General features: G+C 72.8%; 11 protein-coding genes. 3 read left to right on the forward strand and 8 right to left on the reverse strand.

What is annotated here, in order from left to right; genetic code table 11:
- Positions 1-29: 29 nt before the first annotated feature.
- Both EAO75_RS39655 and EAO75_RS39660 read right to left on the reverse strand, forming a co-directional pair.
- Complete coding sequence (locus tag EAO75_RS39655) at positions 30-488, reverse strand: SHOCT domain-containing protein (protein WP_147999895.1); 459 nt, start codon at positions 486-488, stop codon at positions 30-32.
- A gap of 79 nt (positions 489-567) precedes the next feature.
- Positions 568-1,209 carry an HdeD family acid-resistance protein gene (locus tag EAO75_RS39660; RefSeq protein WP_147999896.1) on the reverse strand — a complete coding sequence of 214 codons (642 nt, stop codon included), beginning with the start codon at positions 1,207-1,209 and terminating at the stop codon, positions 568-570.
- A 211-nt stretch (positions 1,210-1,420) separates the two neighbouring features.
- Between EAO75_RS39660 and EAO75_RS39665 the strand changes: the two genes are divergently transcribed.
- On the forward strand, positions 1,421-2,833 hold the full coding sequence (locus tag EAO75_RS39665; RefSeq protein ID WP_147999897.1) for a DUF2252 domain-containing protein: 1,413 nt from the start codon (positions 1,421-1,423) through the stop codon (positions 2,831-2,833).
- 58 nt (positions 2,834-2,891) lie between these two features.
- Here EAO75_RS39665 and EAO75_RS39670 read toward each other — a convergent pair whose 3' ends face one another.
- The 3 genes from EAO75_RS39670 to EAO75_RS39680 all read right to left on the reverse strand — a co-directional run bounded on the left by EAO75_RS39670 (position 2,892) and on the right by EAO75_RS39680 (position 6,424).
- Positions 2,892-3,089, reverse strand: coding sequence for a hypothetical protein (locus EAO75_RS39670; protein ID WP_147999898.1), 198 nt, complete (start codon positions 3,087-3,089; stop codon positions 2,892-2,894).
- Positions 3,090-3,197: 108 nt separating this feature from the next.
- Complete coding sequence (locus EAO75_RS39675) at positions 3,198-3,713, reverse strand: hypothetical protein (RefSeq protein ID WP_147999899.1); 516 nt, start codon at positions 3,711-3,713, stop codon at positions 3,198-3,200.
- A 62-nt stretch (positions 3,714-3,775) separates the two neighbouring features.
- Positions 3,776-6,424: a LuxR C-terminal-related transcriptional regulator gene (locus EAO75_RS39680; RefSeq protein WP_410092711.1), complete on the reverse strand. Its 2,649-nt coding sequence runs from the start codon at positions 6,422-6,424 to the stop codon at positions 3,776-3,778.
- A 770-nt stretch (positions 6,425-7,194) separates the two neighbouring features.
- Between EAO75_RS39680 and EAO75_RS39685 the strand changes: the two genes are divergently transcribed.
- Positions 7,195-11,232: a WD40 repeat domain-containing protein gene (locus EAO75_RS39685; protein ID WP_148000557.1), complete on the forward strand. Its 4,038-nt coding sequence runs from the start codon at positions 7,195-7,197 to the stop codon at positions 11,230-11,232.
- 292 nt (positions 11,233-11,524) lie between these two features.
- Positions 11,525-12,286, forward strand: coding sequence for a glycosyltransferase family 2 protein (locus tag EAO75_RS39690; protein WP_148000558.1), 762 nt, complete (start codon positions 11,525-11,527; stop codon positions 12,284-12,286).
- On the opposite strand, the gene EAO75_RS39695 is transcribed toward EAO75_RS39690, so the two are convergent.
- The 3 genes from EAO75_RS39695 to EAO75_RS39705 form a co-directional block, all read right to left on the reverse strand.
- Positions 12,276-12,464: a ferredoxin gene (locus EAO75_RS39695; RefSeq protein ID WP_147999901.1), complete on the reverse strand. Its 189-nt coding sequence runs from the start codon at positions 12,462-12,464 to the stop codon at positions 12,276-12,278. The two genes, EAO75_RS39690 and EAO75_RS39695, sit on opposite strands and share 11 nt — an antisense overlap.
- 74 nt (positions 12,465-12,538) lie before the next feature.
- The gene (locus EAO75_RS39700) at positions 12,539-13,759 is read right to left on the reverse strand and encodes an amidohydrolase family protein (RefSeq protein ID WP_147999902.1); all 1,221 of its coding nucleotides are present in this window, start codon (positions 13,757-13,759) and stop codon (positions 12,539-12,541) included.
- A 77-nt stretch (positions 13,760-13,836) separates the two neighbouring features.
- Positions 13,837-14,380, reverse strand: a 544-nt coding sequence (locus EAO75_RS39705) for a TIGR03943 family putative permease subunit (protein WP_148000559.1), incomplete at its 5' end; no start/stop codon positions are given.

Genomic DNA, 14,380 nt, shown 5'->3' on the forward strand with positions numbered 1-14,380 from the left:
CTCGCTTCCTTTGTGCGTACTCGGCTGCGTCAGGAGTCAGTGGTGGAGCCGGTGCGGGCCGAGGGACCGGCGCCGCTCAGCACGAGGTCCTTGGCGCGGCGGAACTCGTCGTCCGTGATGTCGCCGTGGGAGCGCATCTCGGACAGCTTGGCGAGCTCCTCGGCGCTGCTGGACGGCTTGCTCTCACCGGCCCGGTCGCGGACGTAGTCGTCGAACGCCCGCTGCTGTGCCTGGGAGTGTTCGATCTCGCGGCGGCCCATGTCCTTGCCGCGGGCGATGAGGTACACGAACACGCCCAGGAAGGGCAGCACGATGCAGAAGACCAGCCAGCCGGTCTTGCCCCAGCCGCTGAGGCTGTCGTCGCGGAAGATGTCGCCGATGATCCGGAAGAGCAGGACGAACCACATGATCCACAGGAAGAACCACAGCAGCGTCCAGAACATGCTCAGCAGCGGATAGTCGTAGGCGAGGTACGTGCTCGTGCTCATCGTCTGCCTCCGTCCCGGGCGGGGTGCTCGTGTGCCGGTCCCGCCGATTTCAGCGTGCGCATGCTCAACGGGAACGGCCTCACCCAGGACGGGTGAAGCCTGCCCGGTGCAGGGCGGAGCGCCAGGCGAGGGCGACCCCCAGCTCGGTCAGCCCGAGCAGCAGCAGCCACAGGCCGAGCAGCCGGGTCAGTACGACGGCGGACTCGCTGGGCAGGGCCAGCACGACGACGCCCGCGACGAGGCCGAGCAGCCCGGCGCCGAGGACGAATCCGCGGTGCGGCAGGCCCTTGGCGGCAAGCGCCGTCCAGGCGGTCAGCATGCCCGTCACGACCCACACGGCCCCGACGATCAGCGAGAGCGCGGCGATGGTCTGGAGCGGGTGGCGCAGACACAGCACCCCGGCGAGGACGTACAGCGCCGCGGCGAGCAGACCCAGATGCCGGTCGCCCTGCTCCCGGGCGAACGAGGAGACGAACCGGAACGCGCCCGTGACCAGCAGATACAGCCCGATGATCACCGCCAGCACATGAAGGGTGGCGTCCGGCCAGGCCAGGGCCACGATGCCCGGCACCAGCGTGGCCACCGCCGACCCCAGCAGCCAGGTCCACGAGCCGCCGAGTTGCGCCAGCACCCGCTCGGTGTCCGGGTCGTCGGTGAGAACCGTCCCGTCGGCCAGAGGATCAGGCCCGGTGTCCGGCGCCGGTTCACGCGAAACGGTCATGGCTCCTCCTCGCGTGCTACGGCCGGCAACCGGGCCACCGACGGGACGGTGTACGGCACCCTCACCGGCCAGCGTCGCGCGCGCCGCCGCGGGCCGGGTCACCCCTCACGGGTGATCCGCGGACGGGGCTGAGGCGATGAGCTGGGCTTCAAGGGCCGACCGGCTCTGCGCGGGAGCAGGGCCACGGCCGCCCGGAGGTGGAGGGTGAGCCATGTCGATACCGAGTGCGTTCACGGCCTCGCTGTCGCCCGAGGAGCGGGCGGCACACGGCAGAAGCGCCCGGCGGCGCGCCCCGCGTTCCGGCCACGGCCGGTTCGAGGCGGGAGCGGACCGGCCCGATCCGATCGAGGTGATCGAGCGTCAGTCGGCGCAGCGCGTCCAGGAGTTGGTGCCGATCCGCTACGGCCGGATGCTGGAGTCCCCGTTCCGTTTCTACCGGGGCGCCGCGGCCATCATGGCGATGGACCTGGGCCGGATGACGGACTCGGGCCTGACGGCACAGCTCTGCGGAGACGCCCATCTGCTGAACTTCCGGCTGCTGGCCTCCCCGGAGCGCCATCTGGTCTTCGACATCAACGACTTCGACGAGACGTATCCCGGCCCGTTCGAGTGGGACGTCAAGCGGCTGGCGGCCAGCTTCGTGATCGCCGCCCGCGCCAACGGGTTCTCCACCGCCGAGCAGGAGGGCGCCGTACGGGAGTGCGTGCAGGCGTACCGGACGCGGATGCGGGAGTTCGCCGGTATGCACACCCTGGACATCTGGTACGCGCAGGACGACGCCGACAGCATGCGCAAGCTGCTGGCGTCCTCCATGAGCAAGCACGCCAAGCGCCAGACGGCCGCTGCGACGGCGAAGGCACGCACCCGCACCTACCTCCAGGCCTTCGCCAAGCTGACCCGGATCACCTCCGAGGGCCGGCGGATCGCAGCGGACCCACCGCTGATCACCCCGCTGCGGGACCTCGTGGCCGGCTCGTCCGCGGGCGAGGAGGAGAAGGAGCTCCAGACCGTCTTCGAGGAGTACACGAAGACCCTGTCGTCCGAGCGCCGGCACCTGCTGGGCCACTACCACCTGGTGGACATCGCCCGCAAAGTGGTGGGCGTCGGCAGCGTCGGCACCCGCTGCTGGATCATCCTGCTGCTCGGCCGGGACGACGACGATCCCCTGCTGCTCCAGGCCAAGGAGGCCTCGGAGTCGGTGCTGGCCGCGCACACCGGCGGCGAGCGCTTCGACAACCAGGGCCGCCGTGTGGTGACCGGACAGCGGCTGATCCAGACGACCAGTGACATCTTCCTGGGCTGGACGCACGTCGTGAGCGGCCTCGACGGCCGCGGCCGGGACTTCTACGTACGCCAGCTGCGGGACTGGAAGGGCATCGCACGCCCGGAGACCTGGGACCCCGCCATGCTGCGGCTGTTCGGCCAGGTGTGCGGAGGCAGCCTCGCGCGCGCCCACGCCCGCTCCGGCGACCCCGTCGCCATCGCGGCCTATCTGGGCGGCGGCGACAGTTTCGACCGTGCGCTGACCGAGTTCGCGGGGGCATACGCCGATCAGAACGACCGGGACTTCGAGGAGCTGGGCGTCGCCGTCCGCTCGGGCCGGGTGCAGGCGCACGACCTCTGAAGTGCGGGAACCCTCTGAAGTGCGGGAAGCCTCTGAAGCGCGGGACCGGTCTGCGGGGTCACTCCGGCAGCTGACGCATCTCCAGCACCCGCAGGCCGAGGGACTGGCAGCGGGCCAGCAGGCCGTAGAGGTGGGCATCGTCGACGACGGGCCCGAACAGCACCGTCTGCCCGGACATGACCACGTGATCCAGTTCCGGAAAAACCTTCGCCAGGGTCTTGGACACATGTCCTTCGACGCGGATCTCGTAGCGCATGTGCTGCCTCCCGCCGACAGCCGCTGGCAGACCTGCCGCGCTCATCGTCCCGCCGTGAGCAGGGGGCCACCTCACCCGGCGCAGGTGACCCCCCTTCTGCCCGGGGAGTCAGTGCGTCACGACGAGCTTGAACAGGACGATCAGCAGACCGAGCACCAGATTGACCGAGGCGCTGACGGCCATCAGCGACCTTGAGGCGCCGGCCCGCCGGGCCGCGGCCACGGACCAGCCGACCTGCCCGGCCACCGCCACGGACAGGGCGAGCCACGAGGCCCCCGACACGTCCAGCCCCAGAAGCGGGCTGACGGCCACCGCCACGGCCGGCGGGACGGCCGCGTTGACGATCGGCCACTCGTCACGGCACACGTGCAGCACGGTCCGGCGGTCCAGGGCGTGCTGTGTCAGCCGGGCGCCGAACAGCTGGGCGTGCACATGCGCCACCCAGAAGACCAGGCCCGTCACCAGCAGCAGCGCGACCAGTTCCACGCGCGGAAAGGAGCCCAGGGTGCCGGCGCCGATCACCACCGAGGCGGCGAGCATGGAGCCGTAGACGCCGCCGGTGTAGTCGGCGCGCGCCCTCAGCTCCGCTCGGCGCTCACGCGCGGGCGGGCGGGCTCCGGACATGGCCGCCTCCCGGTGTCGGGGGTATCCGGCCGCGGACGCCGGGACGTCAGGCCGTGGGGACGTCACAGCAGGTGCAGTTCGCGGGCTCGTCGTACGGCGTCGCCCCGACGGTTGACCGCCAGTTTCCGGTAGACGCTCTTGAGGTGGGTCTTCACCGTGTTCACGGAGACATACAGATCGGCGGCGATGTCCTCGGTCGACATCATCTGGGCGAGCCGCTGGAGCACGTCGCGCTCCCGTCCGCTCAGGTGCTCCACCAGCAGCGGCCCGGGCTCGTCGGACGCGGGCCCCGGCGTGAGCCAGCCCGCGGCCAGCCCGTGCAGCGGTGGGCCGGCCAGATACGGCCCGAGCCACGCCCCCGCCTCCAGGAAGGGCAGCCGCAGCCGCTCGCGCCGGGCCTGCGTCAGTGACCGGGCGAGCAGCCTGCGCACGGTGACGACGTCCCCCGCCGCGTTCGCGGCCTGCGCCCTGAGCAGCGTGGCCCGCACGAGCACCGCCGGGCCGGTGCGCTCCCCGGCGCCGACGGCGTCGAGCAGCCGCAGGGCCGCGTCCGGGTCGCCGGCCGCGAGGCGGGCCCGCGCCGCGCCCACCGCACAGGCCGGCTGCTCGGCGGCCACCTGCTCCAGCACCTCCGCCGCCTCGTCGGGCCGGCCTTCGGCCAGGTGGGCGGCCGAGGCGACCAGCGCGGCGTGGCCGCGCTCCCACGGGGAGGCCACATCTGCGGTCACGGCGGCCTCGGTGGCCGCGAGCGCGGCGCGCGCCCTGCCCCGGGCCAGCAGGAGCTGGGCGGTCGCGATGGACCGGCCCGCCGCCGTCACCGGGTCGCGCGGCGCGCACCGGCTCGCCCGGTCGAGGAGTTCCTCGGCCTCGCTCAGCTCGCCCCGGTCCACGGCGACGGCGGCCAGGACCAGGCACCCGAGTGCGGAGACGGACGCCCGGGGCAGGCTGAACCGCTCCGTCTCGGTCATCGCCGCGACGGCCTTGCGCTCCGCCCGGGTCGGCCAGCCGTCGAGGTAGTCGATGAGCGCCAGATGCTCCAGGGACTCCTCCCGCGGCAGCGCCGTCGCGGCGCCGGCGGTGCCGTCGGCCACGGTGCTGAGCGCGTCGCGCGCCGCGTCGAAGCGCCCGGCCCACAGCCGCGCCGAGCCCAGGTGGGTCAGCAGCAGCGCGAGCAGCTCGGGGTGCTTGTCCAGCAGCTGGGCGGGGACCTCGTGCTCCAGCTCCCGCGCGGTCATTACGGCCTGCTCCGCCCGGCGGGGGGACCCGGCGAGGCGGGCCGCCAGGGCCTGCAGCAGGGCGCAGCTCAGCTGGGCCGCCGCGGGGCCGGGGCCGTCGGCGGTCAACTGCTGCTCGGCGTGCTGGAGATGGGCCAGTGCCTGATCCAGGTCGCACCGGGACAGGTCGCCCGCCGCACGGACCAGGTCCGCCGCGGCGCTCGTCGTCTCGGGGCCCATGCCGGCGAACAGCTCGGTCAGGTCGTCGGAGCGCAGGCCGGTGAAGAGCTGTCCGATCGCCAGGTCGTCGACGAAGGCGCGGGCGGTGAAGTCCCACTCCCCCGCGGCCGCGCCGTGGGCCAGCATCTCCGGCAGCAGCCCGGAGCGCCCCAGCCAGTGCGCGGCGCGCAGGTGCAGCTCCGGTTCCAGGTCCGCGCAGCGCTCGCGCAGGTGGGCCCGGAGGATCTCCCGGAACAGCGGGTGGAGGCGGTACCAGGTGTGCCCGAGGTCCTCGACGAAGGCGTTCTCGCGGTGCAGCCCGGCGAGGATCGACTCGGCGTCGGTCCGCCCGGTCAGCTCGCCCGCCAGCCCGACGCAGAAGCGCTCCAGGACGCTGACCCGCAGCAAGAGGTCCTGGGTGGGGGGCGGCTGCCGTTTGAGGACCTCCGCCAGCAGGAAGTCGGCGACCGCGCTGTGCCCGGCCTCGAACTCCTTCAGATAGATCTCCGGGTCCGGCTGCTGCCGCGCGGCCAGGGCGCACAGCCGCAGCCCGGCCGCCCAGCCCCGGGTGCGGTCGACGAGGGCGTCCGCCGCGTGGACGGGGAGGCGCAGCCCGTGCCGGTCCAGGAGGGCGACGGTCTCCTCGGGCGTGAAGGCCAGCTCGGCGCCCCGGATCTCGGTCATCGCGCCGGCCGTGCGATAGCGGTGCAACGGCAGCAACGGCTCGGTCCGGGTGACGATGACCAGGCGCAGCCCCGGCCCGGCGTGGTGCAGCACGAATTCCAGCTGTTCGGAGATCTCCGGGGCGCTCACGCGGTCGTACTCGTCGAGCACCACGGTCACGATCCGCCCGTTGTCGCCGAGCTGCGCGGCGAGCCGGGTCAGCAAGGTGCGGCTCACCCGGCTCGCGTCGGCGGGGAAGCCGATGTCGTCGGCGACCGGCACCCCGCTGATGCGCAGGGCCTGGAGCAGATGGGCCCAGAACATGCCGGGGCCCTGGAGTGCCGGGTCGAGCGTGAGCCAGGCGACCGGCCGGTCCAGGCCCGCCGCCCAGTCGGCGACCAGCAGGGTCTTGCCCGCTCCGGCGGCGCCGTTGACCATCGTCAGGGGGGTCAGCAGCGCCTGGTCGAGGTGCTCGACCAGGCGTTCGCGCCGCAGGAAGGTGTCCGGCCGGGCCGGCAGGGCGAACCGGGTCCGCAGGAACGGGTCGCCCAGCGGATCGACGTCGGCGGTGGCCGCTGCGTCCCGGTTCTCGTCGCTCGTCGCCACCACGCTCACCGCCCTGCGCGATCGGGGATCCAGCTCCCCCCACCACCATCACAGCTTTGCCGCGTTCCTGCGCGCCAAGGTCCGAAAGGCGCCCCACCTCCGCTTTCCGGGAGGCAGACGCGCGTCACCTTCGCCCCTGTCACAGGGGCTCGGGCCGCCTCGTCATGGGGGTGTAGCCACTACGACGGCCAAGGGAGCACGGCATGGACACGCGACTGGACTTGTTCACCGACCCGATCACCGGCAAGGCCCCTCAAGCACCTCATGTCGGCGGGCAGGGTGGTCGAGGACTCGGCGCTGCCGGCCGGTGATCGCCCAGGCGTCCGCCACCGGACTCATGTGCCCGAGCTTGTCGGGATTGAGCACGGTGCCCGGCCCCGACCGCATCGTCCGGCACCGGTCCCTCCCCTCGTGGGGACCGGTGCCGAACGGCGGGGCGGCGTCGATCCTCGACCTGCCGGCCGGTGGGCCGGCGGGTCAGTTCGGATCGAGCAGGATTCGGGCGGCGCGACGTGCTTTCGGCTCCCGCGGAAGGAGATCCCGTGAAAGTCCGTCCTGCGGAAGGTGTCCGAGAACATTCGGCGCCATGAGTGGTGTCTTTCAGCTCCGGGCTGGTGGCCCGCTTGGGCGACGCGCGAGAGCCGCGCGTTTGCGTCATGATCCTGCCAGCCGAGGGTGCCGGCGAGGAGGTTCCGGTCTCCGGACGCCGCATTAACCGCAGGTCAGCCGTATAAAGTGAGTTTTCCGGTCCGGATGCCCAGGTGCGGCTGACCAAAGGAGTGCAGGCCTTGAGTTCCGAGTCGTCGGCGCGCACTGCCTTCGCCGAACGGCTCGCGCTGCTCTACAAGGAGGCCGGCAACCCGCCCCTGAAGAGCGTGGCCGAGGCGGTCGTCCGGCTCCAGCGGGTCGACGAGCGAGGGCGGCCCGTACGGGTCTCCGCCCAGCGGATCAGCGACTGGCGCCGCGCCAGGAACGTACCCGCCCAGTTCGCCGCCCTGTCGGCCGTCCTGCATGTACTGATCCCCCAGGCGCGCCGCGAGCGGCCCATACCGGTGTCCGCCGGGCTGTACGACCTGGGGCAGTGGCAGCGGCTGTGGGAGCGGGCGACGGTCGGGGAAGAGGAGGAGCAGACTCCGGTCGAGGTCCCCGCGATGTCCGGCGGGGTGTGCCCGTATCGGGGGCTCGCCTCCTACCGGCAGGAGGACGCCCGCTGGTTCTTCGGCCGGGAGCGCGGCACCGAGGCCCTGGTCGCCCAGCTGCGCGCGGTGGAGAAGAGCGGCGGCCTGGTCATGCTCGTCGGCGCCTCGGGCGCCGGGAAGTCCTCCCTGCTGAACGCCGGCCTGGTGCCGGCCCTGCGCGGTGGCGCGCTGGGCGGTCGGAGCACCGGGGGCGGTGCGGTCGTACAGCTCGTGCCGGGCGGCGATCCGCTCGCCGAACTGACCCGCCGGATCCCGGAACTCACGGACGTCGTCGCGTCGGCGGGCCCGGACCGCGTGCAGGAGCCTGCGGACGCGCAGGACCCGGGCGGCCCGGCGCAGCCCGATGAGTCCGACGCCCGGGAGCCGTGCGCCGGCTTCCTGGACGCCACACGCGAGGCCGTCGCCGCCTGGGCCCGCCGCGAGGGCTCCGCCGGCGCTCCCGCGGTCCTGATCGTCGACCAGTTCGAGGAGACCTTCACCCTCTGCCCCGACGAATCCGACCGCCGCACCTTCGTCAAGCTCCTCCAGGCCGCCTGCACCCCCGCGGGCCCCGGCGAACCGCCGCCCGTCCTCGTCGTCCTCGGCATCCGCGCCGACTTCTACGAGGAGTGCCTGGGCCACCCGGAGCTGGCCGACGCCCTCCAGCACCGGCACATGGTGCTCGGGCCGCTGACCACGCCGGAGCTGCGGGAGGCGGTGACCGGGCCGGCCAAGGCGGTGGGCCTCGAACTGGAGCCGGGGCTGGCGGAGCTGATCGTGCGGGAGGTGAGCGCGGACGGGCCGCGCGGGACACATGACGCGGGCGCGCTGCCGCTGCTGTCGCACGCGCTGCTCGCCACCTGGCAGCGCCGCAAGGGGGGCCGGCTGACGGTGGCCGGATACCGCGCGGCGGGCGGCATCCAGGGCGCGGTCGCGGCCACCGCCGAACGCGCCTGGTCCGGCCTCGACCCGGCGGCCCGCTCGGCGGCCCGGCTGCTGCTGCTCAGGCTGGTCAGGCTCGGCGAGGACACCCAGACGACCCGGCGACGGGGCACGCGCCGCCAGCTGGCGGCGGAGTCCACGGATCCCGGCAAGACGGAGGAGTCGCTGGAAGCCCTGGTGCGGGCGCGGCTGGTGACGCTGGACGCCGAGACCGTGGAGATCACGCACGAGGCGCTGCTGCACGCCTGGCCCCGGCTGCGGGACTGGATCGACGAGGACCGGCAGGGCAACCTGCTGCGCCAGCAGCTGGAGGAGGACGGCCGGGCCTGGGAGGGCTCGAACCGTGACTCGTCGCTGCTGTACCGGGGCTCGCGGCTGGAGCAGGCGCGCGGCTGGGCGCGGTCGGCCGGGGACACGTTCCTGACCCGCAGCGCGGTGGAGTTCCTGGCCGCCTCGGTCCGGCTGCGGCGGCGCACGGTCTGGATCATGCGCAGCGCGGTCGCGGCGCTGGTCGCCCTGGTGATGGTGGCCGTCGGCGCGGCGGTGGTGGCCTGGCAGCAGCGCGACGACGCCGTGTTCGCGCAGGTGCTCGCCGAGGCCGACCGCTTCCAGTACACCGACCCCTCGCTGTCGGCCCAGCTCGGCCTGGTGGCGCACCGGCTGCGCCCGGACGACGAGGACACCTCCAGCAGGCTGATCTCCATCGTGAACGCGCCGCTGGCCACGCCCCTGCGCGGCCACACCGGCGCCGTCTATCTCACCTCCTTCAGCCCGAACGGACGGCTCCTGGCCACCGCCAGCTACGACCGGACCGTACGGCTGTGGGACGTGTCCGACCGGGATCGGCCCCGGCCCCTGGGCAAGCCCCTGACCGGGCACAAGAGCTGGGTGAGCAGCGCGGTCTTCAGTCCGGACGGCCGCACCCTCGCCAGCGCCGCCGACGACGGCACGGTCCGGCTGTGGGACGTGACCCGGCCGAGCCGGCCGCGTCCGATCGGCGCGCCCCTGACCGGGCACGAGGGCACGATCTACCTGGTCGCCTACAGCCCGGACGGCCGCACCCTCGCCTCCGTCAGCGAGGACCGCACCGTACGCCTGTGGGACGTGGCCGATCCGCGGCGGCCGAAAGCGCTCGCCACGCTGACCGGCGCCGACGCCGCCGTACGGTCGGTGGCGTTCAGCCCGGACGGCGACACGCTCGCGGCCGGGGGCGACGACGACACCGTCCGGCTGTGGGACGTGGCCGCGCCGGACCGCCCGAAGCAGCTCGCCACGCTCACCGGCCACACCGACCTGGTGCATTCGGTCGCCTTCAGCCCGGACGGCCGCACGCTCGCCAGCGGCAGCGCGGACGACACGATCCGGCTGTGGGACGTGGCCGACCCGCGCCACGGCCACCAGCTCGGCGCGCCGCTGACCGGCCACACCGGCCCGATCTGGTCGGTGGCCTTCGACCCCGACGGCAGCACGCTCGCCGCCGCCAGCGCGGACAGCACCGCGAGTCTGTGGAACGTCAGCGACCCGGCGTATCCCTCCCAGGTCGGCGAACCCCTCGCGGGCAGCAGCGGGGAGATGTACGCGCTGGGCTTCAGTCCCGACGGCCGCACGCTGGCCACCGGCAGCGGCGACAGCAAGGTCCGGCTGTGGTCGATCCCGACGTCGGACATGATCGGCCGCGGCGGGGCGTTCCGGCCGGACGGGAAGGTGCTCGCCACGGCCGCACGCGACGGCAGCGTCCGGCTGTGGAACGTGGCAAAGCCCGCCCGGCCCGTCCTGCTGAACAGGCCCTTCATGCCCGGCGACGGCGGCCAGCGCTCCCTGGTGTTCTCCCCCGACGGGCGCACCCTCGCGGTGCTGACCGGCAGCCGCGCGGTCCATCTGTGGGACATCGGCGACCCGGCCCGGCCCGTCTCCCTCGGCCCGCCCCTCACCCTGCGCACCCGGTTCATGGGCCCCGACGCCCTGGCGTTCAGCCCGGACGGGCGCACCCTGGCCACGGCCTACGACGACCGCACGATCCGGCTGTGGAACGTCGCCGACCCCTCCCATGTCGTCCCGCTCGGCGCACCGCTGACCGGGCACACCGGCTACATCAACTCCCTGGCCTTCAGCCCGGACGGCCGCGCCCTGGCCAGCGGCAGCGCGGATTCCACCGTGCGGCTGTGGGACGTGACCGCGCCGGACCGGCCGAGGGCGCTGGCCAGGCTCACCGGCCACAGCGGGCCGGTCAACGCGCTCGACTACAGCCAGGACGGCCATACGCTGGCCAGCGGCAGCGACGACGACACCGTGCGGCTCTGGGACGTCACCGACCCGGCTGCGGCGACCGGGCTGGGCTCCCCCCTCACCGGTCACACCGAGGCGGTCGTGTCGCTGACGTTCAGCAAGGGCGGGCGCTATCTGGCCAGCGGCGGCAACGACAACACGGTCCGGCTGTGGAACGTCTCCAGCCCGTCCGACGCCTCCGCGATCGGCCAGGCGATGAGCCCCAACGCCAAGACGGGCAACTTCCTGTCCTTCAGCCCCACCAGTCACATGCTCGGCGTCTCCAGCGGCACCGACACCGTGCGGCTGTGGAACCTGGACGTGGACCAGGCGATCAGCCGCGTCTGCTCGACCACACAGGGTGTGCTGACCCGGGAGAAGTGGCACGAGTACCTGCCCCGGCTGTCGTACGAACCGCCGTGCGCGAGCTAGCCCGGTGCGCTCAGTGACGGGGCTGCAACACAAGTGACGTCGACGCGGGTTCGGCGGACAGCGGTTTCCGTGATCCCGATCACACCCCTGGTCGCAGCCGATCAGGCAGCTCCCACGAGGCAGGCAGCCTTGTTACTGTTGTGGACAGCCCGATCGCTGGTGCATCCCCCGTCGCCAGCGATCGGGTCTTCTCATGTCCGATCATGTCCGACGTGATGAGTCGTACGAGCCGATCCGTGCGTGCTGAGTCGTGCGTGCTGAGTCGCACGAGGGAAAGGTGGTGAACGACGCCATGCCCCGGCGCGTCATCGTCGTCACCGCCGTCCACGGTCCCTCGGCGGGATTCCTGCCCGAGGCCCACGCGAGCTTGCGCGCACAGGAGTTGCCGCCCGGCTGGGAGTGGCACTGGGTGATCCAGGAGGACGGGCGCACGGACGAGGTCCGCCCGCACGTCCCCGACGACCCTCGGGTGACCTTCCGTCAGGGCCGCCCCGGGGGCCCGGGTGTGGCCCGCACGTTCGCGCTGGCGCACGCCGAGGGCGAGTACGTGAAGATCCTGGACGCCGACGACCGGCTCACCCCGGGGACGCTGGCCCGTGACCTCGCCGTCCTGGAGGCCGACCCCTCCGTCGGCTGGACGACCTCCCGGGCCCTGGACCTCCTGCCGGACGGCAGCACGGCCGGTTTCCCCGGCGACCCCGACGACGGGCCCATCGCACCGGGCGCCGTACTCGACTTCTGGCAGGCCAACGACTTCCGCGCCCAGGTCCACCCGGCGACCCTGTGCATGCGCCGGGACCTCCTGCTCGCGCTCGGCGGCTGGATGGCCCTGCCGGCCTCGGAGGACACGGGCCTGCTGCTCGCGCTGGGCGCCGTGAGCCGGGGCTGGTTCACGGCTGAGGCGGGGCTGCTCTACCGGAAGTGGGACGGCCAGGCGACGGGCCAGGCGGCGCACGTCGACCCGGCGGAACGGCAGGCCCGGATGGCGGTGGTGGCCGCCAGGGCGCGGGCACTGGCGGCGTCCGGCTGGCAGTACCCGCCTGCTAGTCGGTGAAGGAGATGGCCTGGGACGGGCACTGCTCGACGGCTTCCCGCACCTGCGGGTCGTCGCCGCTGCCCTCCCGTCCCGGTCGCACGACGCCGTAGTCGTCCACGAAGTCGAAGACCGCCGGTGCCCGGTGCGCGCACTCGGCAGAGCCGTAACAGAGGTTCCGGTCGATGGAGACCCTCATCCGCGCTCCCGTCGTACGACCCCCGGCTATGGCCCTGGCCCCGCACGACGGGACTGCCCGGCAACCGGGTCGTCCTAATCCTCCTGGTCAAAGGGGAGTTCGAGCATCCGGATCGCGTTGCCGCGCAGCAGCTTGTAGGCGACCTCGTCGGAGAGCCCGCCGACGTGCTCCTCGGCCACCCGCTTGGTCTCCGGCCAGGTCGAGTCGACGTGCGGATAGTCCGTCTCGAAGGTCGCGTTGTCGACGCCGACCGTCTCGATCGCCTCGATGCCGTGCTTGTCGCGGAAGAAGCAGCAGAAGATCTGGCGGTAGTAGTACGTCGACGGCGGCTCGGGGATGAGGTCCTTCACGCCGCCCCACGCCCGGTGCTCCTCCCAGACGTCGTCCGCGCGCTCCAGGGCGTACGGGATCCAGCCCATCTGGCCCTCGCTGTACGCGAGTTTGAGCCGCGGGAACTTCACCAGGACCCCGGAGAAGAGGAAGTCCATCATCGACGCCATCGCGTTGTTGAAGCTCAGCGAGGCCTGCACGGCGGGCGGGGCGTCGGGGGACGCGGCCGGCATCTGCGAGGAGGACCCGATGTGCATGTTGACGACCGTGCCGGTCTCCTCGCAGGCCGCGAAGAACGGGTCCCAGTAGCCGGAGTGGATGGACGGCAGCCCGAGATAGGTGGGGATCTCGCTGAAGGTGACCGCACGCACCCCACGCGCCGCGTTGCGGTGGATCTCCGCGACCGCGAGGTCGATGTCCCACAGCGGGATCAGGCACAGCGGGATCAGCCGGCCGCCGCTGTCGCCGCACCACTCCTCGACCATCCAGTCGTTGTAGGCGCGCACACAGGCCAGCCCGACCTCCTTGTCCTTGGCCTCCGCGAAGGTCTGGCCGCAAAAGCGCGGGAAGGTCGGGAAGCAGAGCGAGGCCTCGACATGGTTGATGTCCATGTCCGCGAGCCGGGCCTTGGGGTCCCAGCAGCCGCGCCGCATCTGCTCACGGGTGATGCCGTCGAGCGTCATCTCGTCCCGGGAGAAGCCGACGGCCGCGATGATGCGTTTGTACGGGAAGAGGTCACCCTCGTACTCCCACCAGTCGGTGAGCTGGCCGTCCGGGTCCGTGGTGAACCGGTACTTCCCGCCGATGTACTCGAGTTCGCCGATTCCGGCGGTGAGGGGTTTGGGGCCCCGGTCCCGGTACTTGGCCGGGAGCCAGGTCTCGAAGAGATGCGCGGGCTCGATCACATGGTCGTCCACGCTGATGACCTTGGGCAGGTCCTTCGTGCCGCTCTCGGTACTGGCCACGCCATGCCTCCCGAATCTGACGGTCCATCAGATTCAGCGTAGGGGGCGTCCCGGGGAGCGGCAAGAGAAGGCACCCGTCAGCTGTTCCAGCTTTCGTCGTACGGATCCGTCGGCTCCGCCACCGGCTTGGCCTCCGTGACGTCGATGAACGGGATCGGACGGCCGTTGACCGGGTCCTCGGCGCGGCGCGGGGTGTAGGTGCCGGTGATCTGCAGCCAGGTGTCCGGCTGGAGGACCGGCGGGATCCGGCCGGTCAGGGCGACCTTGACCGGCTGGGCGTCGGCGGCGCAGCAGTTGAGGGCCATGCGGACGAGGTAGGGGGTGCCGTCGCGGTCCAGGGCCAGGAAGCCGGTGAGCCGGACCTGGCGGCCCCGCAGGGTGCGGCCGTGGTCGTAGACGGCGCGGCCCGCGTAGTCGACCACGCTCAGGGGCAGCGGGTCGGCGGCCGGGAGGGCGGGGTAGGCGAGGGGTTCCTGGAGGGCCGTGCCGGTGCGGGTCGCGCTGTAGGAGCCGAGGGCGGGCGGGCACGCAGGCACAAGGGCCGCGATGCGGACGAGGGCCACACCCACCACGAACCCCGCGTCGCCTGGCTCCTCGTCCTCCCCCTGCTCGCCCTGATCC

The organism is Streptomyces sp. UW30 (assembly GCF_008042075.1).
Lineage (GTDB): Bacteria > Actinomycetota > Actinomycetes > Streptomycetales > Streptomycetaceae > Streptomyces.

What these genes read in the sequence shown, in the direction of transcription:
- EAO75_RS39655 (WP_147999895.1), bottom strand. Translation starts at nt 488, where the DNA reads ATGAGCACGAGCACGTACCTCGCCTACGACTATCCGCTGCTGAGCATG.
- EAO75_RS39660 (WP_147999896.1), bottom strand. Translation starts at nt 1,209, where the DNA reads ATGACCGTTTCGCGTGAACCGGCGCCGGACACCGGGCCTGATCCTCTG.
- EAO75_RS39665 (WP_147999897.1), top strand. Translation starts at nt 1,421, where the DNA reads ATGTCGATACCGAGTGCGTTCACGGCCTCGCTGTCGCCCGAGGAGCGG.
- EAO75_RS39670 (WP_147999898.1), bottom strand. Translation starts at nt 3,089, where the DNA reads ATGCGCTACGAGATCCGCGTCGAAGGACATGTGTCCAAGACCCTGGCG.
- EAO75_RS39675 (WP_147999899.1), bottom strand. Translation starts at nt 3,713, where the DNA reads ATGTCCGGAGCCCGCCCGCCCGCGCGTGAGCGCCGAGCGGAGCTGAGG.
- EAO75_RS39690 (WP_148000558.1), top strand. Translation starts at nt 11,525, where the DNA reads ATGCCCCGGCGCGTCATCGTCGTCACCGCCGTCCACGGTCCCTCGGCG.
- EAO75_RS39695 (WP_147999901.1), bottom strand. Translation starts at nt 12,464, where the DNA reads ATGAGGGTCTCCATCGACCGGAACCTCTGTTACGGCTCTGCCGAGTGC.